Source organism: Staphylococcus sp. HMSC063A07, assembly GCF_001836955.1.
GTDB lineage: Bacteria > Bacillota > Bacilli > Staphylococcales > Staphylococcaceae > Staphylococcus > Staphylococcus lugdunensis.
This window is the reverse complement of the sequence record NZ_KV830929.1, coordinates 184,589-206,631: the sequence shown is the minus strand read 5'-3', so window position 1 is coordinate 206,631 and position 22,043 is coordinate 184,589. Positions and strand designations below refer to the sequence as shown.

18 protein-coding genes are annotated in these 22,043 nt (G+C 35.4%); 7 read left to right on the top strand and 11 right to left on the bottom strand.

Features of this window, described 5'->3' with window-relative positions:
- Positions 1-37: 37 nt before the first annotated feature.
- Positions 38-493 (bottom strand): DUF1307 domain-containing protein, encoded by a 456-nt coding sequence (locus tag HMPREF2597_RS09310; protein WP_002478656.1) that lies wholly within the window; start codon positions 491-493, stop codon positions 38-40.
- Between the two features lie 165 nt (positions 494-658).
- On the opposite strand from HMPREF2597_RS09310, the gene HMPREF2597_RS09305 reads away from it, so the two are divergent.
- From HMPREF2597_RS09305 to HMPREF2597_RS09290, 4 genes are all read left to right on the top strand, one after another.
- Complete coding sequence (locus HMPREF2597_RS09305; RefSeq protein WP_002478655.1) at positions 659-1,735, top strand: M42 family metallopeptidase; 1,077 nt, start codon at positions 659-661, stop codon at positions 1,733-1,735.
- A 234-nt stretch (positions 1,736-1,969) separates the two neighbouring features.
- Complete coding sequence (locus HMPREF2597_RS09300; protein ID WP_002460377.1) at positions 1,970-3,517, top strand: AbgT family transporter; 1,548 nt, start codon at positions 1,970-1,972, stop codon at positions 3,515-3,517.
- Between the two features lie 309 nt (positions 3,518-3,826).
- Positions 3,827-5,365, top strand: coding sequence for an exopolyphosphatase (gene ppx / locus HMPREF2597_RS09295; protein WP_070817281.1), 1,539 nt, complete (start codon positions 3,827-3,829; stop codon positions 5,363-5,365).
- A 92-nt stretch (positions 5,366-5,457) separates the two neighbouring features.
- The gene (locus HMPREF2597_RS09290) at positions 5,458-7,623 is read left to right on the top strand and encodes an RNA degradosome polyphosphate kinase (RefSeq protein ID WP_002478653.1); all 2,166 of its coding nucleotides are present in this window, start codon (positions 5,458-5,460) and stop codon (positions 7,621-7,623) included.
- Positions 7,624-8,005: 382 nt separating this feature from the next.
- Here HMPREF2597_RS09290 and HMPREF2597_RS09285 read toward each other — a convergent pair whose 3' ends face one another.
- Positions 8,006-9,250, bottom strand: a complete 1,245-nt coding sequence (locus HMPREF2597_RS09285; protein WP_002460380.1) for an acetylornithine deacetylase — start codon at positions 9,248-9,250, stop codon at positions 8,006-8,008.
- Positions 9,251-9,440: 190 nt separating this feature from the next.
- A complete protein-coding gene (locus HMPREF2597_RS09280; protein WP_002478651.1) occupies positions 9,441-10,136 on the bottom strand; it encodes an SDR family oxidoreductase in 696 nt (231 codons plus the stop codon).
- Between the two features lie 154 nt (positions 10,137-10,290).
- On the opposite strand from HMPREF2597_RS09280, the gene HMPREF2597_RS09275 reads away from it, so the two are divergent.
- A complete protein-coding gene (locus tag HMPREF2597_RS09275) occupies positions 10,291-10,557 on the top strand; it encodes a DUF1413 domain-containing protein (RefSeq protein WP_002478650.1) in 267 nt (88 codons plus the stop codon).
- Between the two features lie 154 nt (positions 10,558-10,711).
- On the opposite strand, the gene HMPREF2597_RS09270 is transcribed toward HMPREF2597_RS09275, so the two are convergent.
- The 3 genes from HMPREF2597_RS09270 to HMPREF2597_RS09260 all read right to left on the bottom strand — a co-directional run bounded on the left by HMPREF2597_RS09270 (position 10,712) and on the right by HMPREF2597_RS09260 (position 14,283).
- Positions 10,712-10,903 (bottom strand): hypothetical protein, encoded by a 192-nt coding sequence (locus HMPREF2597_RS09270; protein ID WP_002460385.1) that lies wholly within the window; start codon positions 10,901-10,903, stop codon positions 10,712-10,714.
- A gap of 183 nt (positions 10,904-11,086) precedes the next feature.
- Entirely contained in the window at positions 11,087-12,439 is a 1,353-nt protein-coding gene (lpdA, locus tag HMPREF2597_RS09265; RefSeq protein WP_002478649.1) for a dihydrolipoyl dehydrogenase, read from the bottom strand.
- A gap of 350 nt (positions 12,440-12,789) precedes the next feature.
- On the bottom strand, positions 12,790-14,283 hold the full coding sequence (locus HMPREF2597_RS09260; protein ID WP_002478648.1) for a glycosyltransferase: 1,494 nt from the start codon (positions 14,281-14,283) through the stop codon (positions 12,790-12,792).
- Between the two features lie 240 nt (positions 14,284-14,523).
- Here HMPREF2597_RS09260 and HMPREF2597_RS09255 point away from each other — a divergent pair, with 240 nt between their 5' ends.
- Together HMPREF2597_RS09255 and HMPREF2597_RS12950 are read left to right on the top strand one after the other, a co-directional pair.
- On the top strand, positions 14,524-16,164 hold the full coding sequence (locus HMPREF2597_RS09255; RefSeq protein ID WP_070817280.1) for a phospho-sugar mutase: 1,641 nt from the start codon (positions 14,524-14,526) through the stop codon (positions 16,162-16,164).
- Positions 16,165-16,317: 153 nt separating this feature from the next.
- Positions 16,318-16,533, top strand: a complete 216-nt coding sequence (locus HMPREF2597_RS12950) for a DUF6007 family protein (protein WP_371089512.1) — start codon at positions 16,318-16,320, stop codon at positions 16,531-16,533.
- 69 nt (positions 16,534-16,602) lie between these two features.
- Here the strand turns inward: HMPREF2597_RS12950 and HMPREF2597_RS12785 are convergent, their stop codons facing one another.
- The 5 genes from HMPREF2597_RS12785 to HMPREF2597_RS09230 form a co-directional block, all read right to left on the bottom strand.
- Positions 16,603-16,911 (bottom strand): DUF1433 domain-containing protein, encoded by a 309-nt coding sequence (locus tag HMPREF2597_RS12785; protein ID WP_002478645.1) that lies wholly within the window; start codon positions 16,909-16,911, stop codon positions 16,603-16,605.
- Between the two features lie 410 nt (positions 16,912-17,321).
- On the bottom strand, positions 17,322-18,188 hold the full coding sequence (gene galU, locus HMPREF2597_RS09245) for a UTP--glucose-1-phosphate uridylyltransferase GalU (protein WP_002460395.1): 867 nt from the start codon (positions 18,186-18,188) through the stop codon (positions 17,322-17,324).
- 117 nt (positions 18,189-18,305) lie between these two features.
- Positions 18,306-19,664 carry a gluconate:H+ symporter gene (locus HMPREF2597_RS09240; protein ID WP_002478644.1) on the bottom strand — a complete coding sequence of 453 codons (1,359 nt, stop codon included), beginning with the start codon at positions 19,662-19,664 and terminating at the stop codon, positions 18,306-18,308.
- A gap of 26 nt (positions 19,665-19,690) precedes the next feature.
- Complete coding sequence (gntK, locus tag HMPREF2597_RS09235) at positions 19,691-21,229, bottom strand: gluconokinase (protein WP_002478643.1); 1,539 nt, start codon at positions 21,227-21,229, stop codon at positions 19,691-19,693.
- Positions 21,230-21,253: 24 nt separating this feature from the next.
- The gene (locus HMPREF2597_RS09230; protein ID WP_002460400.1) at positions 21,254-21,934 is read right to left on the bottom strand and encodes a GntR family transcriptional regulator; all 681 of its coding nucleotides are present in this window, start codon (positions 21,932-21,934) and stop codon (positions 21,254-21,256) included.
- Positions 21,935-22,043: the final 109 nt, after the last annotated feature.

Below are 22,043 nucleotides of genomic sequence, written 5' to 3'. Positions count from 1 at the left end.
CTGGTGAATTTCTTCTCGAAATTCTCTTTGTTGGCCCCTATTTGGTCATTTTGCTTTTTTCTTCGAAGCCTAGTTTTTTGAGGTATTTGACGCTATTTTCCATGTTGACTTTGTGGTTGTTTTTGTCGTATGAAAATAAGTCGAAGTTGCGTTTTATTTTTTGGATATCTGCTTTGTTATAATCGATATCTACTTTTTCGTCTATTTTATCCCGCTCACTCGTTAAACGGTAGTCGACGCCTTTAGCATTTTCTAAAGCTTTGTGTTTCTTAAATAATGCTTTTCCTTCTTTTTCTGATAAGCCCATGTCATCATATTTTAAAGTGCTTATTGTTGATTGTGATATCACTTTATTATTTTTATAGGTTAATGAAGTAATGACATGCTTACCATCAATGTCCCCTTCATATGTCTTTGTGCGCTCTTTATCACATGCTGATAAAGTCACTATTGTAATAACAACAATGGCTATCATTGCTATAAACTTCTTCATACCTTCACCTGCTCATTTTTAGTTTATTTTATTATACCACTATATAAAAAATTTAGAACTTGTATGTAATGATTATTATGCATTGTTTGAAAATTCTATATACTTTTATTTTCTAAAACAAAACATGTTACAATGTAGTTATTCCAAGCTTAGGGGGTTATACATATGAAAGCGTCGATAGAATTATTAAAGACATTAACCGATGTTAATGGTATCGCTGGTCAAGAAATGCAAGTTAAAGAAACAATGAGAGATTATCTAAACCCAATTAGTGATAGTATCATTGAAGATCATTTGGGTGGCATTTTTGGTAAAAGAGAAGCTACGTATGGAACTAAGTCGATTATGTTAGCAGGTCATTTAGATGAAATTGGCTTTATTGTTACGAAAATTGATAATGAAGGCTTTATTAAGTTTCAACCCATTGGTGGCTGGTGGAGCCAAGTCATGCTATCGCAAAAAGTGACAATTACAACGGATCAAGGACAAGAAATACGAGGCATTATTGGATCTAAACCGCCCCATGTCCTTGAAGCTGAAGAGCGTAAAAAGGCTGTTGATATTAAAGACATGTTTATTGATATTGGTGCACGCAGCCGTGAAGATGTTGAGCAGCATGGTATCGAAGTAGGAAATATGATTACGCCATATAGTGAATTTGAAACATTAGCCAACAGTAAATATTTGACGGCTAAAGCATTTGATAATCGTTATGGCTGTGCTGTAGCAGTTGAAGTATTAAAAAACCTTAAAGATGAAAACCTTGGCATTAATCTGTACGCAGGTGCTACAGTCCAAGAAGAAGTAGGTTTACGTGGTGCTAAAGTGGCAGCTCAAACCATTAAACCCGATTTAGCTATCGCAGTTGATGTATGTGTACCTTATGATATTCCTGGTATGTCGGGTCAAACAAGTGAAACCGCACTAGGTAATGGTCCTGTAGTAATTATGATGGATGCCTCAAGCATAGCACATCAAGGCTTACGTCAACATATTAAAGAAGTTGCGAAAAAGCATTATATCAGTGTTCAATGGGATACTACACCAGGTGGTGGTACCGATGCCGGTAGTATTCACGTCGCAAATGAAGGCATTCCAACTATCACAATTGGTGTAGCCTTGCGTTACATGCATTCTAATGTCTCTGTTTTACATACAGATGATTATGAAAACTCAGTTCGACTTATTACTGAAATTGTTCGTTCTTTAAATGACGAGACCTATCAACAAATTGTGTGGTAAGTTACTTGGGTCAACACGTTTGACATCCTCATTCGCTGTCAGACGTGTTTTTTTAAAGTCATCTTCTTTTATATTGTTCCAAAGACCAATCATCTTTTAAAAGATTAAAATTAAATCATATTATTATGTGCTATTACACACGATAAGTAAAACAAATTATAAAATATCGGAATATTCGCTTATTTAGTTATTGTATTTGATATACTGGGTGTTATCTTAAAGGAGGATGATGACATGCCCTCAAGTGTGAAACGTAAAGAGAAAGCATCGTTTATCACAAGATTTTTAAATGGCGTGGAATGGGTTGGAAATAAACTTCCTGACCCTGCAGTGTTATTCTTTATGATGTGTGTACTATTAGCCGTAATGACTTGGGTCATTTCTTGGTTCAATGTATCAGTCAAACATCCTGGTAATGGCCATACAATTCATATAAAAAGCATCATCAGTACTGACGGTATTGCTATGATTATGAATGATGCCATTAAGAACTTTTCAGAATTTCCTGCGCTTGGACTCGTATTAGCTGTAATGATTGGTATTGGCGCAGCAGAAAAATCTGGCTACTTTGACAAGCTTTTAATATCAGTCGTTAATCATGCGTCTAAAAAGCTCATTCTGCCAACAATTATATTTATCGGTATTATGGGCAGTATTGCTGGTGATGCAACGACCGTCATTTTACCACCCTTAGCTGCAATGTTATTCATTAAAATTGGCTATCACCCTATTGCTGGTCTAGCCATGGCATATGCTTCTTCATTAGGTGGCTTTGGCGCAAACTTAATTATTGGCATGCAAGATGCATTAGTGTATGCATTTACAAATCCAGCCACTAAAATTGTGACAGATAAAGTGAACACTAATGTTGCTATGAATTGGTACTTTATTGCCGCAAGCGTCTTTATGCTTATACCTACGTTGTATTTTACAACAACAAAATTAGTAATACCGCACTTAGGTAAATACGATGATAGTAAGGCTGAGTTAGACGATACAGACCAACCTTCATCAACGGTTACACCGATTGAACAACGTGCATTACGTTGGGCAAATATCTCATTTATCGTTCTAGTTGTCGCATTAATTATCTGCGCTATTCCTGAAGGCAGCTGGTTGCGTAATCCAAAGACAGGTAGTCTCATCGATAATTCGCCATTGATTAATGGCGTAGGATTAGTGATACTCGTCATTTTCCTGATTCCTGGTGTAATATATGGCGTCCTTAGTAAACAAATCAAATCTACTAAAGATTTAGGAAAGATGATTTCTGATTCGTTAGCTACAATGAGTTCTTTTATTCTGATCGTGTTCTTTGCTGCACAATTGCTTGCTTTCTTAAAATGGAGTAATTTAGGTGTTATTGTGGCAGTTAAAGGCGCAAATTTATTACAAGGTCAACATGGTATCGTATTAATTATCGGTATTTTAATATTAAGCGGCTTGGTCAATATGGTGATTGGCAGTGCCTCTGCAAAATGGGGTATTCTGGCACCTATCTTTGTTCCGATGATGCTGTTAATTGGTTTTCATCCTGCGTTTACCCAGATGATTTATCGCGTTGGCGACTCTATTACCAATCCAATAACGCCAATGATGCCGTATATGCCTTTACTGCTAACATATGCGCAAAAATATGATAAAAATATGAAACTCGGCTCCTTATTATCTAGCCTAATGCCATACACAATCGTCCTTTCCATTGTATGGACGCTCTTCCTCATTATTTGGTATTTACTAGGCATTCCAGTAGGTCCTGGAGGCCCAATAAAAGCAAATTAGCAGTATAATCAGTTTGGACATAAATATAGAAAAAATTCGACAAGCAAGTTGTCTCCTAAGCGAGCCCATAACACAAAGTATGGATTATCAAAAAAGCACAAAGACGATTTTTTATTTCAAATCATCTTTGTGCTTTTATTTGTTGCCCCACCTCATTTTCAATTTGAAAATAATTATTCCGAGAAAGATACAATGAAATTCAACTAAAATTCCCACTAATGTATTATAAAAACAAGGATTTTAATGTAGAATAATAGTAAAGAGGGTAATCATAATTAATAGACTATCCAAAGGCAATAGGAGGATACAATGGAAGAACGCATCGGCTTAATTGACATAGGATCCAACACAATTAGATTAGTCATTTTTAAATTTAGCAAAACAGCTGGCTTGAATGAAATACTAAACATTAAAACACCGGCAAGACTAAGTCAATACTTAACATCTAAAAAGGAAATGAGCAAAGACGGTATTAAAGTGCTCATTGAAGCGCTTAAAAGCTTTAAAAAAGTTGCGCAAGAATTTAACGTTACAGAGTTACATCCGATTGCAACAGCAGCTATCCGTCAATCTAAAAATAAAAACGCCATCATCAAACAGGTCAAAAAAGAATTAAATATTGATATGAAAATCATTCCAGAACTAGATGAAGCCTATTATGGCTTTTATGCCATCACACATACAACAGAAATTGCTAACGGTGTATCCGTTGATATTGGTGGTGGTTCAACCGAAGTAACATTATTTAAAGATAAGGAATTAGTTGAATCACATAGTTTTCCTTTTGGTGTCGTTACACTTACACGTATGTTTTTTGAAAATAAAGCACACAACAACAAATCAGCTATTAAAGATATGGAAAAATTCATCTCTTCACAATTTGATGAATTATCTTGGCTACAAGATAAAAAAGTAGCCCTTGTCGGTGTGGGTGGTTCTGCACGAAACGTGGCTCGTATTCATCAATCGGAACACTCATATCCAATTGGTGGCGTACATAATTACACAATGTCTGATAATGATATTGAGGAAGTGCTAGATATCATACGCAAAAGTGACCGCGATGACTTAACTAATCTAGATGGACTGAGTCGTGACCGAGTTGATATTATTTTACCAGCTGTTTGCGTATTTAAAGCATTGTATAAAAAAGTAAACGCGACTCAATTTACATTTTCAAGAAATGGGTTACGTGAAGGCTACATCATTAAACAAATTCGTGACCGTTATACAGATGTTTTTGATAAATATAACGTTCGTAAAGAAGCTATCCATTTTCTTGCGAATGAATATCAAATTGAAGAAAGTAGCTCTGCGAGTCGACTTAAATTAGCTAAATCCCTATTATCACAGATCATGCAATATTCAGAGTTCAATTTAAGCGATAAAGAGCAACGATTGTTTGAAGAAGGCGCGTATATCTATTACTTAGGTAGCTTTATCGATTCAGATTCAAGCTCACCGCATAGTTATTATATTATTGCGAACTCAATGATTAATGGTTATACACATAAAGACCGTGTGAAACTAGCCCTACTTGCCAGCTTTAAAAATAAATCATTGCTAAAATTCTATTGTACTGAGACAAACTGGTTTGGAAATAAAGAGGTCGATACCATTCAAATTCTTGGAGGCATTATTAAGTTTGTCAATGCACTCAATATTTCACACACAAGCTTTGTAGAAGATGTCTCATTGAAACCATTGAAAAAAGCTGAAGAAGATTTTGAACTCATCGTTCACCATAAAGGTGAACCTATTGCTGAAAAGTATCAGGCAATGCGCCAAAAAAAACATATAGAAAAAGTCTTAAAGGGTAAAGTTGCCATCACCTTTACAAAATATTAAAACTCTTATGCTATCTTTATGTTAGGTAAAACTGCCATAGCACGTACGTATATAACAAAAATTATGACTAAACGACAAGGTGTGTATAGACAATGCAAAATCAATTGGGAGAAAATAACATCAATTTACCGCAGTATTACAACAATCGAGAACTTAGCTGGTTAGATTTTAACTATCGTGTATTACAAGAAGCTTATGACGATAATAATCCTTTATTAGAAAAGTTAAATTTCATCTCTATCTTTAGCTCTAATTTAGATGAATTTTTTATGGTCCGGGTCGCTGGCTTAAAAGACCAAGTTAAAATGGGATATGATAAGCCTGAAAACAAAGCACAAATGACACCGCAAGAACAAGTTGATGCTATCCAAGAAAAGAATACCACATATGTTGATAAACAATATGAGCGCTATAATGAACTTATCGAAGAACTTCGACAATATGATATCGAAATGTCTCAACCTGAACAATTATCCAACCAACTATTAACTCGTCTTGAACAAGAGTTTAAGACAACCATATTGCCTACGCTTACACCTTTAGGTATTGATGCATATCATCCATTTCCAAAATTAAATAATAAAAGCTTAAATATCTTCGTTGATATTGATACGGAAGATGCGATAAATTCTGCTATTGTTCAAATTCCGTCATTAATACCTAGGTTCATTACACTCAATGAAGGTACAAAACAATATGTATTAATGGTTGAAGATGTGATTACTTATTTCATCAATTATCTATTCACGGGATACGAAGTTTTAAATACGTTTACATTCCGTATTACACGTAACGCCGATTTAACCATTCATGAGGATGGTGCTGAAGATTTACTTATCGAAATTGAACGTTTCTTGAAAGAACGTAAAAGTGGTTCAGCTGTGCGTTTAGAGGTTGACGGTCGCACCGCTAATTCAGACGATATTCCATGGCTCATTGATACGTTAGAAGTTGAGAACAATGACGTGTATTTTGTTAATGGACCACTCGATTTAACATTTTTATTTGGTTTGGTAGACCATTTATCACACAAATTAAAATTCTTAACTTATGAGCAATATACACCACAAGTACCGCGTTCTTTAGGTACTAATAATATTTATGAATTAGCTTTAAAACGCGATATTTTCTTCCATCATCCTTATGAATCATTTCAACCGATTGTCGACTTTATTCGCGAAGCTGCAGATGATCCTGATACAATTGCGATTAAACAAACATTGTACCGCGTAAGTAAAGATTCACCAATTATTAAAAGTTTAAAAGAAGCTGCCGAAAAAGGTAAACAAGTGACTGTACTTGTAGAATTAAAAGCGCGGTTTGATGAAGAAAATAATGTGCATTGGGCACGTATGTTAGAAGATGCTGGTTGTCATGTCATTTATGGTATGACACACTTAAAAACACATAGTAAAATTGCACTTGTAGTAAAACGTACTCATGGAACATTAACTTCATTCGTACATTTAGGTACAGGTAACTATAACGATAAAACAGCTAAACTCTATACAGATATGGGTATTATTACCACAAATAAAGAAATTGCGGAAGACGCGATTAATTTCTTTAATTATTTAAGTGGCTATTCGGTTAAGCCCGTATATAACAAATTAATCGTGGCACCATTTGATATTCGTGATGTCTTTATCGACCGTATCGACAAAGAAATTAAAAGTCACCACGAACATGGCAATGGCCATATTATCATGAAGATGAATTCATTAACTGATAAAGCAATCATCAAGAAATTGTTCGAAGCTTCTCAAGCAGGCGTTAAAATTCAGTTGATTATTCGTGGCATATGTTGTTTAAAACCTGGAATTCCTGGTATAAGTGAGAATATTGAAGTCGTTAGTATTGTAGGACGATTATTAGAACATTCTCGTATTTATTATTTCTATAATAATGGAGACCAACGTATTTATCTTTCTTCCGCTGACGTCATGACTCGGAATATGATTAAACGTGTTGAAATTTTATTCCCAGTTGAAGATAACGACATTGCCAAACGATTACTAGACTATATGAACTTACAATTATCAGACAATCAAAAGGGACGTTATCAAGATCAATATGGTCAATATCACTATATTAAAAACGATATGTCACCTTTAAATTCACAAGCCTATTTAATGCAAAAAGCAATTAAATATGGTAAACAATTAAAAAAGCTCGCGTCCCAGCCTTCAGGAGTTCCCGTCGTTTCTAAGCGAGGCGCTGGTTGGGTTAAGAAACTCCGTGATACCTTTAAACGATAATACAAACAGCATGGCATATAAATCCCAAAATAATAGCACAAAGATGGTTTAACATAAATCATCTTTGTGCTTCTTTATTTACAACAATATTTCGTATTGTTGGCTCGCATTCTTAGAGGACAACTTCGACACCCCAGCTTGCGTTGTACGTAGAAATGCTTTTCGCATTCCTCTTTGCTGGGGCCCCCACCCCAGCTTGCGTTGTACGTAGAAGTGCTTATCGTATTCCTCGTTGCTTGGCCCTCATCCCAGCTTGCTTTGTTAGTAAAAACTGATTTTGCCAGTTTTTATGTCTGCAAATAAGATTGTAGAAATCATAATGGAAGAAAAGAATCGAACGCTGGAACTCTAATCACTTACATGTATATCCCAACATGTTTTTCTAATTTTTTACTGGGTGCTGGTACCATTGTTTTAAATATTGATAGAGTACTTCACTATATGTTTGCAATTCTGTCGCAGTAATTTTTTCATCTACACTATGCGCTTCGGTCAAACTTCCGGGACCATATAAAATTGTTGGTATACCAAAGTGTGCTGTCCAACCACCGTCTGTAACTGTCGTACTCATACCATGTTCTAAAGGTTTATGGTGTACAAGTTCATGTGCCTGTTGCAAAGCTTTAAATCCTGGATGGGTCGTTGGGATTTCAAAACTTGGAAAAATCTCTCCTTTATCTTCAATCATTGATGCACCACCCCATTCAAAGGACAATGGATGATCTTTCAACCAAATATCAGCTGCAGCTACTTGGTTTAAATATGTTTCAATTTCTGCAATAACATCTTCATAGCATTCATTAGGTAAATAGTGTACCGTAATCCATAAACGACATTCATCAGCAATAAAAGCAGGATGTCGGCCTCCTTCAATAACAGCAGGATTTATTGTATTTGCGCCAGGTGGCATTCCTGGACTCGATTTCATCACTGCCCAATGCCGTTCTAATTCATTTAATGCTTGAATGACTTTCATCATTTTTTCAATAGCGCTGGCACCAAATAAGCCACCACCTGCATGTATGGTTTGATGACGTGCGCCATCGTGTATTGTGTGCTTACTTTTAACTGTAATCCAGCCTGTAATCACGCCACCTTGACCTAACGCCATATTATCACTCGTATCTAAGACTAATGCTAAGTCGGCTTTAGGTCCGATTTCACAAGCACGCTTTGTCCCTGCTTCACCAACCTCTTCCCCAACTACAGAATGAACAATAATATCACCTTGAGGGAGACGTCCTTCTTGATGTAATCGCTCTAAGACATAAAATAAAGCAGCCATGCCACCTTTCATGTCACTAACACCACGACCATAGAGCCAGTCGTTAACATGCGTTAATTCAAATGGCGGATAGTTCCACTCACGATCATCATCGACAGAAGCCACATCCACATGTCCATTTAAAATTAACTTTGGTGCTGTTGGATCCTCACCTTTTAACGTGGCTACAATAATACTGTCATTAGGATAAAGTACCTCACGTTGAATTGTAAAACCTAAATCCTCAAGCAAGCGTTGAATATCATCTTGCAAAGGATTTGTATTACGTCCAGGAGGGCTTTCTGTATTATATTTCACCAATAATTCTAACAAGTCGAATAATCTTTGTTCCAATATTGTCATCACCCTTCATTACTTAGAAATTAGGTTATTCTATAATATCAGTGTAACATTCCCCAAGACATGGTTAGCAACTGAATAAGTTAAACTTAATTTGATGTCAGAGCTTTAATCATTACCATAAACTGCATCGATTATTTTTAAAATTCCGATAGTTCATTAAAGCCTTGGCTTATATTTTACGAAAATATTTCTATACTGGTCGTATAGTAATTTGATTTACATTGACATGTGGCGGTTGCGTTATGGCATAACGTATACTTTCAGCTATGTCATAGGTCTCTAGCTTTTTGCGGCCTCCAAAATCACTCTGTTCAGTCATTGGCGTATCAACCATACCTGGTAAAATACTAGTCACTTTAATGCCTGTACGTGCTAAATCTTTTTCTAACCCTCGACTAATCATCTGGACAGCAGCTTTTGTTGCACTATACACAGTACTATCTTTAGTTACCTCTTCAGCACTAATAGATGCTAAATTAATAATATGTCCCTCTTTGTATTGCTGAAAATGTGGTAAAACTGCATTAATAGCATACAAAGTACCCTTTAGATTCGTGTCAATCATTGCATCCCAATCTTCAACTTGATGACTTGTGATTTGTGAACTTAAACTTAAACCTGCACTGTTAACAAGAATATCCACTCGACCAAAGTACTCAATCGCTTTAGCAATTAGTGCTTCTACCTCCTGACGTTGAGTCATATCTATTTCTACTATTAAGCGTTCATATTTACGCATATGCATAGCCACTTGATTTAATCTTTTTCTATTGCGTCCTGCTAATACAACTCTGAATCCCATGCTATGCATCGCTTTAGCAATTTCTTTACCAATACCACTACTTGCCCCAGTTATTACAGCAACACGTCCTACGATATTATCCATTTATAACTACATCCTTTTCTTTTTGGCTTAGTATCTTTATAACCACTGTTGTTAAAACTAAAACAACTTACAAATTCCATTTGTAAAATATAATATTAAGGTATAAAGTGGAAGTATGTCTAATTAAAATGGGTTTATAGAAAGGGAGATAATGATGACTTATCATGATCGCGTCATGAAATTAAGAGCAGAAAAGAAACGCATGGGATTCAGTTTTCGTTTTGAAGACTTATTTAGTGAAGAAGAATTACTGAATATGACGGTAGCACAACGTAAAACAGCCGAAAAAAAGTTTATTCGTGAAATTGATAACATGCATGATGTTCGTATGCCCTTTAGCAGTCAAGATGGCTTCAAAAATAAACTTTATAATTTAGAGTATCAATATAATGAGGTTAAAAAGAATTTTAAAGTTGTTTAATACTAAAAGCCCACAACCAGTACGCATTGGTTTGTGGGCTTTCCAGAGATTATTCAATGTTATTGGGGTATATATGATGCCCTTGATGTTCGCCAGGAAGGGCATACGATACTTGGGTCAAAAAAGTCGAGTTCTTTTTTAGGGGCTGTCTTGATTAACTAGGTACAACTTCCTTGTGTTCAAGACCATATTGATATAATCGTTCTGCATCGATATATGGCATAGAGTCGATAGTGATGTAACCATCTCTAATATCACCAATTAATCCTTGGTTTACGCCTGTATGCACATGAATTTTATAACTGCTTTCATTTGAAAAAATAACTTGTTCAATTACTTTTCGCATCAGTTATCACTCCAATTACTTATTCCTTACATCTACTATAATACGCTCTTTTTTTATTTTTTAAAGTAATATGTGATGTATTTCACAAATTAGTCATTTATCTTAAAATTCACTTTATTTGTATATTTCAACTAATTGGAAGCTGCTTAAATTTGAGGTAAACCGACTGCAATTGTGAACAATTTATTGATGTATAGCCTTATTAAAATACGCATTGGCAGTTTCACCAATTGTTTCTGATAGCGCTGGATGAGGTTGAATCATAGCAGCTAAGTCTTCAAGTTGACCATGTGCAGCTCGCATAGCTGACATTTGCCCGACCACATCCGTAGCATTAGGACCCGCAGCAAAAATACCTAAAATATGGTGCGTGGCTTTATCAATAACCATTTTTATTACACCATTTGTTTCCCCCTTTATTAAAGCTTTCGGCGCTTCTTTAAAGTTTGATTGTGTCACTTTTACGTCATAACCTTGAGCAATTGCTTGTGCTTCAGATAAACCTATTGACGCTGATTCAACTCGCGTATAAATACATCTTGGTATATCCTCTTGTTTCACAGGGTCGGGATTCAGTCCTGCAATTTTCTCAGCCACAACGGCACCATGTGCACTTGCTGTATGCGCCAGTTGATAACCGGCTACAAGATCTCCAATTGCATAGACATGTGGCACCGATGTTTCGTTAAACTCATTCACTTTAATTGTTTTATCTTCCATAGTTAAATTAAGAGATTCAAATGCTTGTAAATTAGGACGTCGCCCAGTTGCAAATAGTAGTGTACCATAGGGTAACTGTGAACCATTTTCTAAATAAACAGCATCAGTATCTACTTTATTGACACGCGCATGTGTAACAATCTTTACACCCTGATGATCTAATAACTTCCGTATCGACGCTTGAACATCTTTATCCTCAGAGCGCAATATATTGTCACCAGACTCTAAAATCGTTACATGAACACTTAAATCAGCCATGGCAGATGCGAGTTCTGTCGCAATGACACCACCACCGACAATCGTTAATTGTTCTGGTAAAGTGGAATGCTTAAAGAACGAATCCGTCGTTTCATAATCAATCTTATCAACATCCTCAATAGGTGGCACGAATGGTGAACTTCCAGTCGCTAATACAATATCATTGGCATGAAGTACGCGGCCATTGACTTCAACAGATAAATCACTATGAACTACCGCTTCTCCTTGTATGTAATTTACATGATTTTCATCAAAAAGATGGTGAACATTGCCAATAATCTCATCCACCACCTCATCCTTACGATGATTCATTTTGTTAATATCCAGCTCAATATGATTTGCAAAAATGCCCCAATCTTTCGCTTGATTCATTTCATAAACACGCTTGCCATGTTCAATCAACAGCTTAGATTGAATACATCCTACATTGAAACATGTGCCCCCCACACGGTCCTTTTCAATGACGGCAACCTTCATCCCTAATTGAGCAGCGCGAATACTCGCAACATAACCCCCGGGTCCAGCACCGACCACAATCAAATCAAACTGTTCAACCATCATCTAAACCCCTTTCACAATGTGTGTATTGTAAATTTATTGTAAACGCTTACTTCAATCCTCATCATTATCATATCGTTAAGGATTGAGACGTGCAAATGAAAACAAGAATTAAATGATTAGTATAAATAAATGATGAAACTTACTTCACTTTTAGCCATTCACTAAGAATTTCTAAATTATAAAGAGAGCGGTTAGAATTCATTGTGAATTCGTATTCCCGCCCCTGCATGGTTGACTTGAATTGAAAAAGCTTGGGATAAGCATATTTTTAATCCCGTCAACTACTTCCAATATAGAGTTCAGAGCCTAAAAAATTATGCCCTATCCCCCATTCTTATGATTCAACTTTAATATTTTAATGTTTGGAATAGCTGTTTATAGTTAGCGATGGCTTGAGTTTCCCTTAGTTGGTTTTTGGTCTGAACTTGTGAAAGAGGTTCTTTAACAATATCTGCCATTCTTTGGGCGAAGGCATCAATGTTGTTTGGTTCTACAAGATAACCGTTTGCGCCATCGTCGATAATTTCTGCTGGACCATATCGGACATCATATGAAATTACTGGGCAGCCTACTTCAATACTCTCCATAACGGTAAGTCCAAATCCCTCATATGCACTTGTGAGTAATGACGCTTTTGATTTTCTAAATTCGTCTAATGGATTTGATGTAAAATCATGAATTGTCACTTTATCTTGTATACCAAAATCATTAATTAAATCAAGCATCAGTTGCTTTTGTTTGTCTTCATCTGCACCAAACACGTCAAGTCTCGTGCCATAACCATAACTTAAGAAACGGTGATAAGCCTTAATCAGATGGTCAACTTGCTTTTGTAAACTTAATCTACCTATAAAGATAAAACGATCTTGTTGCTGGATACTATCATGTTGAGGATAAGGTTGAATAAAATGCGGTAAAACTGTAATTTGTTGTTCACTAATGTCAAACGTACTTTGGATATCGCGCTTTTGCATCTCTGTTAACAAGACATACTGCGCAACATTTTCTGAATGCTCTAATGCAAACCGATATGACCGATTTATTTGCTGTCCTTCTAAATGACTATTATGAAATACTAAAACATTTTTCGTCTTATGTGTTTGTTTGAGTAATGGCATATCTAACAATCTTGCATCATTAAAGACAATATCACCGTCTTGGAAGCGCTGTTGAAAGTAATATTGGAATAGTTCTTTTTCTGACTTAAAAGCACGATAAAATAAATTATTTTTATAAATTTGAATAAAATCAATGCGTTTTGCAACTGTAGAATCAAAAAATTTACGGCAATACACGTTACCTGTTTGATCGATATATTCTTCCATTATTTTACGAAATGTTTGTCGTGAATAAAATGTTTTCCGATGCATCTGTCCATATTGATTAAACTCTCTGCGTTCAATTTTCTTTTTAGAAATTGGAGACATGACATCTTCAAATTGCACAATATCTGTGTTTTCATAATATTTTCGATATAAAACATACGTTTTTTCATTGTAATAACGCACCACATTGCCATCGTCAGATACTTTATAAGTTAGCCCTTCAATATCACGATTTGTTTCATGATATATGGTCTTTTTTCTAAATTTTGTTGTAGGTATATTTAATAATTTAAAGCCAGATAACCAATCATACATATTTTCAAAAGCTGTAGACGGCGTTACTGTACCATCTTCTCTAAATTGATGATATACCTCTAAATAATTAGCATTATAATTGGTTGTATAAATTTTATTTTGAATTCCTAGGTGTTGATCTAATAGGCGTATTCGACTCAATAATGCCTTAGTTCTTCCACCGTGTACGGGTGGTAATATACTTGTTACCGTGTTAATCATATATACATCTTCACCTTTAACATCCCTTTATATTTAGTCAATATTAATCCATTATATACTTTTTGTTCTTCTAAATATACAGCAAACAACAAAATTGCCCTCATAAATAATGACTTAGAATATTTCAAAATTCTATTTTTCTGTTTATAATTAATGTGATTGAGTTTACATTTCAAATGAGGATGTATGTTTTTTAAATAGAAGAATGAACGTATAAATATAGAAAAGGATGTCGTCGAAATGAACAAAGACCAATGGATTGCTAAAGCCAAAGAAAGTTTAACGCATACTTTCTACGAACAGCAATCAGCTGAAGAACAAGATGAAGGATTTGATACTACGCTTGCCTTTGGTACTGCTGGTATTAGAGGGAAATTCGGTCTAGGGGAAGGCCGTTTGAATAAATTTACAGTAAATAAAGTGGCTATCGGACTATCACGTTTTCTGCTAAAACAGCACAAAACACCGTCTGCGGTCATACATTATGATACAAGACATTTATCACCAGAATTTGCTCAAATCATAGCAAATGTTCTCGCAAGTCATGATATCACTGTTTACTTATCAGACACCTATCGCACTACACCAGATTTATCATATGCCGTCAGATATTTAGAAGCAGATGCTGGCGTCATGATTACAGCAAGCCATAACCCTAAAGACTATAACGGTATTAAAGTTTATGGTGCTGATGGTGGGCAGTTATCTACCGAACCTTCTAATAAACTTAGTAACATCATAGCGCAACTGGGTGATCCACTCTCACTCAATACTTATGAAGACATTGGAAATAAAACAGAGAATATTTATGCTGTACCAACTGAGGTGCGTAACCATTACTTTAATGATGTTCAACGACTCGTAGGTAATATTCCATCATCAGATTTAAAGGTCGTCTTTACAAGTTTACACGGTACGAGTGTCCCTGTTGTCCCAAATATTTTGGATGAACTTCACTTTACGAATTACAAGTTAGTAGAAGCACAATGCCAACCAGATGCGGAGTTCAGCTCAGTGACAAGTGCAAACCCAGAGGATCATAAGGCCTTTGACCAAGCAGTGTCATTAGCTCAAGAAACGAACGCAGATTTACTGATTTGTACAGATCCAGATGCTGATCGCTTAGGAATTGCTGAACGTGACGCAGCTGGTCATATACATTATTATAATGGCAATCAAATTGGTGCTTTACTGTTAAATTATCGTATCAAGCAAACAGCAAAGATGACAAATCGTCTAATGATACAATCGATTGTCAGCAGCGAACTCAATGTGCGCCTAGCGCAGCATAACCATATCAACACTCGTCAAGTACTCACAGGCTTTAAATATATTGCTCAGGAAATCAGGCAGCTACCAGCTGATGAACACTTTATATTTGGATATGAAGAAAGTTATGGTTACCTAGCTGGTGACTTTGTACGCGATAAAGATGCAGTACAAATCGTCCCTTTGATTATTAAATATGCATCCCAATTGAAAAACGAAGGTAAAATGTTAAAAGATGTATTAAACCAAATTTATGAAACGGTTGAATATCACCATGATAAGTTGTTTTCTCATACCTTTGAAGGCACTGCTGGCAAACAAAAAATTCATGCACTTATGACAACCTTTAGACAACATACACCTCATCATATAGCAGGTCTAAAAGTTACAGCCATTGAAGATTTTGAAAAAGGAGAAAAAATCAATCTCGTATCACAAACCACATCGCCTATAACATTACCGACAGCTAACGTCATTAAAATTTATTTTAATGACGGCTTTATCGCATTACGCCCATCCGGCACAGAACCTAAAATCAAACTCTATGTATCTTTAAGTGTCGACCACTTTGAACAAACTGCACAAGCAATCAATCAAGCCGTTTTTAAATAATTTACTACAATCTCGCCTATGTAAAAGGTTGAATAACAACACCTACGTCTATATATTGGAACCAAGACGTAGGTGCTGTTATAATTCTTGTTTAAATTGTCATTCTATAACTTTAAATGACTAGAACAATGTGTTTACTAACTTTTTAATTATATGAGGTGCATAAGAATGAACAATTTTAGAGAGACATTAAAAGCAATAGGTTGGTGGGATTTAATCTTCCTTATACCAATGTTTCTCCTATTGAGCTACTTACCAATTTATAATGTTTTTAGCATAATATTAAACGTTATTATTGTATTCTTCTTTGCCATGGGACTGATTTTAACTACACATATCTTATGGGACTACTTTAAATCCAGACGTTAGTTCAAAACGTTTTAAATATATGACAAATGTAACCTATGGTCATCTCATTAAATATTATTTTAAGTCACTTTATATCCCCCAAATAAATGGTGGTTGTGCTTCATATTTTTCCTTGTCTAAATGTTCTTTTTTAATGATTTCATCTGCTCCTATTTTGTTTTTAGCCTCTTCCTCTTTAAATAATTTTCCAAGTGTTTTGGGGTTATACCCTACTTCTTTAGTGAATTTAAATTCATTAACTGAAGAAATCAGTATTTTAAAGTAATATTTCTTATTTCCATTGATATAGCCATGGACAAAGTAATCATCCATTGGATTTTTTGTAAAACTCGTGACTTTCATTGAATGATATTCTTTAAGATTGTGTTTAAAGTACAAATCAATCCGCTTCTACTGTACTTCTATGTAATGATCTTTTTGACGTTTATGTAGTAAAAAGATTGAAAAGCTGATAACTAGCAGTATAAAAAGCAAAACCAAAGCCATTCTTTTTCTTGAATTCATTATGCCCCACCTTTCCAGTATTTCCGCTTATTTTAAATAGTATTTTATTAGTAGAATTTATCAATGCTTTAAATTATTTATTTAATTTCATTTTAATATTTCATTCACTTTAAATTCTATTATATTACTGTATATAATGCTAATATAATTAAAACTATGGCCCAGGTGAACAACTATGACAATCAATTTAATACATAATAATAAAGAACACTTCACTTTTTTGTTAAGTTAAACAATAAGTGAAGTGCTCGTTTAGTGTTATCAATGTTTTTGAATTATCGAGTTTATAAATTTAAATCTTTAATAAACTGTGTTAATTCTTCTTTCATTTCTTGATCTTTGAGGGCATATTCTATCGTTGTTTTAACAAACCCAAGTTTTTCTCCAACATCGTAGCGATCACCTTCAAAATCGTATGCATATACTTGATCATCTTTGTTTAGGCGTTCGATAGCATCTGTCAATTGTATTTCATTTCCAGCGCCTCTTTTTTGTGTTTTTAGATAATCAAATATATTGGCAGTTAAGACGTATCGTCCCATAATAGCTAAATTTGACGGTGCAGTACCTTGTGCTGGTTTTTCAACGAATTGTTTTACTTCATAACGACGACCATGTTTCTCTAAAGGATCTATGATGCCATAACGGTGTGTGTCTGATTCTGCTACTTCTTGCACACCAATAACGGACTTACCAGTCTCATCATACGCATCCATTAGTTGTTTGATTGCTGGTGTATCTGATTCTACTATGTCATCACCTAATAATACCGCAAATGGCTCATCACCTATAAATTGTCGCGCTGAATAAATCGCATGTCCTAAACCTTTTTGTTCTTTTTGTCTCACATAAAAAATATTAGCTAAATCCGTAGAATATTGGACTTTTTTTAGTAATTCTGTTTTCCCTTTTTCTTCTAATACCATTTCCAATTCTTTTTGATTGTCAAAATGGTCTTCGATGGCACGTTTATGTTTCCCAGTCACGATAATAATATCTTCAATTCCCGCACGTGACGCTTCTTCAACGATATATTGAATCGTTGGTTTATCTAAAATGGGTAACATCTCTTTAGGCATCGCTTTAGTTGCTGGCAAGAAACGTGTCCCTAATCCAGCAGCAGGTATGATGGCTTTTTTTATTTGTTTCATATCGTTTAGTAACCCCTTTCAATTTCAGTTTAAATTTTATCATTATTTGTAGTGTATTGATAGGGATTTTAACTGATATTTCATACTACACTATATTATTGCTATGATGATATATGTTTAGACAAACAGACTTATGAACAAGATGAAAATAATTCCTGACACAGAGATTATCGTTTCTAACATTGACCATGTTAAGAAGGTTTCTTTAACAGTTAAACCAAAGTATTCTTTAAACATCCAAAAGCCAGCGTCATTTACATGTGATAAGATGACACTTCCTGCACCAATCGCTAGCACAACAAGTGCTACATTTGCGTCTGAATGTTGCAGTAAGGGTAGCACAATACCCGTTGTGGATATTGCTGCAACCGTTGCTGAACCCAATGATATTCTTAATACTGCAGCTACAATCCATGCAAGTAAAATAGGTGACATCGTTGAACCTTCAAACATTTTAGAGATGGTATCACCGACACCGCCATCAATCAGTACTTGTTTAAATGTACCTCCACCGCCAATGATTAAAATCATCATGCCAATAGGATAAATTGCATTCGTTACAGATTCCATTATGTCATTTATTTTTCTGCCACGATGTAAGCCCATTGAGAAAATAGCAAAGATAACTGCAATCAACATTGCTGTTCCTGCTGTACCTATAAAGTAAACAACAGATTCAAAACCATTAGTCGCTTTACTGTGACCTGTAATCAATTGTACGATTGTAGAAAACAACATTAACAATACAGGTAATATTGCCGTAAATATACTCAAACCAAAACTTGGCATTTCTGCTTCTGTAAATGTTTTTTGTGTACCTAATGATGAAATATCGCCAACCTTAGTATATGCAGACGGCACCATTTTTTGTGCAAGCTTATTAAAGACAGGTCCTGCAATAATCGTTACTGGAATCGCAATAATAATACCAAATAATAAGACTTGACCAATATCTGCTTTCAATTCTTTAGCGATAACCACAGGCCCTGGATGCGGTGGTAAAAATCCGTGTGTCACTGATAAAGCAGTGACCATTGGCAATCCTAATTTAAGCGCAGATACGTTTGCGCGTTTAGCAATCGTGAATACTAGCGGGATTAATAAGACTAATCCTACTTCAAAGAACAGTGCAATACCGACAATAAATGCAGCTATTAACATTGCCCATTGTACGTACTTTTGACCGAATTTGTTAATCAAAGTATCGGCAATACGGTTTGCACCGCCACCATCTGCAAGTAATTTTCCAAGCATAGCTCCGAGCCCAAATATTAACGCAATATGTCCAAGCGTACTACCCATTCCGGCTTCGATTGTCGTCATAATTTTGCTTAATGGCATCCCTAATAACATCGCAGTTATTACTGATGTAATAATTAATGCAATAAATGTATTGAGTTTCAAACCTATAATTAATCCTAGTAGAATGATAATGCCTAGGACAACACTGATTAATGGCCAAATTTCTCCAAACATGGCAATCCCCTCTTCTTTAATCATTTTTAATTTATATTCTTACGTTGAAATGCAGCTATTTCTGTATAGTGATCTTCAAGTGAACGGCTTAAGTTGATAAAGATAGATACTAATTGTTGATAAATCTGTACCGTATCCGGATTTGGCTCATGATGATGTGTTGTTCCTACCATATCTTCGATTACAGAAAAATCTTCAATCTCACCTAATGCTAATAAGCCTAAGACACATGCACCTAGACACGAACTTTCATAACTTTCTGGCACAATTAACTTAGTATCAAAAATATCCGCCATCATTTGACGCCATACTTCACTTTTCGCAAAACCACCTGTCGCTTTAATCTTATTTGGCGTTTCATTCATGACTTCTATCAAAGCTAAATACACCGTATATAAGTTGAATAATACACCTTCTAATGCTGCACGTATCATATGTTCCTTTTGATGTGATAGCGTTAAACCAAAGAAGGAGCCACGTGCATCAGCATTCCACAGCGGTGCACGCTCTCCCGCTAAATACGGATGAAAAATCAATCCCTCCGCTCCTGGTGTTACTCTGCTAGCAATTTTCGTTAACACATCATAAGGATCGACGCCTAAACGCTTTGCAGTCTCTACTTCACTGGCTAAAAGTTCATCACGTAACCAGCGCAAGATGACACCACCATTATTTACTGGACCACCAATCACATAATGATTTTCTGTCAACACATAACAGAAAATACGTCCTTTGTAATCCGTGCGTGGTTTATCAATAACCGTCCGTATTGCACCTGAAGTCCCTATTGTTACTGCAACTTCACCTTTCCGATAGCTATTCACACCTAAATTAGAAAGTACACCATCACTTGCGCCAACAATCACAGGGGTATTTTCATCTATGCCCATCAATGTTGCATAACGCTTTTTCATGCCTTTTAAAATATGCGTTGTCGATACAAGCTGAGGTAATTGATCTCTTGAAATACCTAGTAAATCAAGCACCTCATCATCCCAATCTAGCTTTTCTAAATTAAATAAGCCTGTAGCTGATGCCATCGAATGGTCGATGACAAACGTATCAAAAAGTTGGTGTAATATGTAAGATTTGATATCTAAAAAGTACGCTGTATGCTGAAATATTTCTGGTTGTTCATGTTTCATCCAAAATATTTTTGCTAGCGGCGACATCGGATGAATAGGTGTACCCGTACGTTGATAAATATTCAAACCGTGATGTTGTTTATTTAATCGTTCTGCGTAGTGACTGGCTCTATTATCCGCCCAAGTGATACTTTCAGTTAAGCGTTGGTGCGCTGCATTGACGGCTACGAGACTATGCATCTGTGCGCTAAAGGATATTAATTTAATATCTTCTTTAGCAATATCTGCCTCACGCACGACATATTTAACTGTCATTAGTACTGCATCGAATAATTCATCAGGATTTTCTTCTGAAATATCAACGTTTGGTGTATGCAGTGGATAACCAATATGATGTTTCATAATAAATTGTCCATGTTCATCGTAAAGTACTGATTTTGTGCTTGTCGTTCCAATATCGACACCAATCATATATTTCATAACGAACCCCTCTTTCTTTGTTATTTAACGTAACCAAAAGCTATCAATGTCTTTACCAACATCATCAAAGTTTAAATGAAATGCTTCACGTAACTTTGCTGTATCATAAGACGCAATAGCATCTATAAAAACGCTATGATTATGATGAATGCGTTCAAAATCCTCTATATCTTGCTGCATACGTTGTCGCATAGAAAGTAGAATTAGTGCTTCCATTACCGGTTTTAAATGATGCCAAAACGTTTTTAAATATTGATGATTAGTAGCAAAAATAACTGTTTCATGAAATTTAAAATCATGTTCTGTAAATGCTTCGGCATCCTCAAATTGCACTGCAACTTTCATCATTTCAAGATGTTTGCGCATATTTTTCGCAATACTTTGAAGGTCTTTATCTTTAATTTTGGCAAAAGCAAATGATTCAAGCATAAGCCGCAAGTCATACATTTCCTTTTTCTCTAGTTCACCAAATGCTAATACTTTCGCGCCCATACGTTCTAATTGAATCAGTTGATCGGTTTGTAATAACTTAAAGGCATCACGCACTGGGGACCGACTTACGTTATACTGCTTTGCCACTTGATTTTCGGTTAACAAAGTATCTGTTTGTATTGTACCTTTAACAATTTGTAAACGAATTTCGGCTGCCAGTGCTTCACCTTTCGTCATGCCTTCTTGCCAAGCAACTGGATAATGGTCAGTCATCTCATCACCTCACTTATTTTTATTACAATCTAACTTGTATACAAGTATATTAATATATCACCCTTACTTTTGCAAGCGCTTTCTTTTTGATTGCACAGCTGTATTGAAC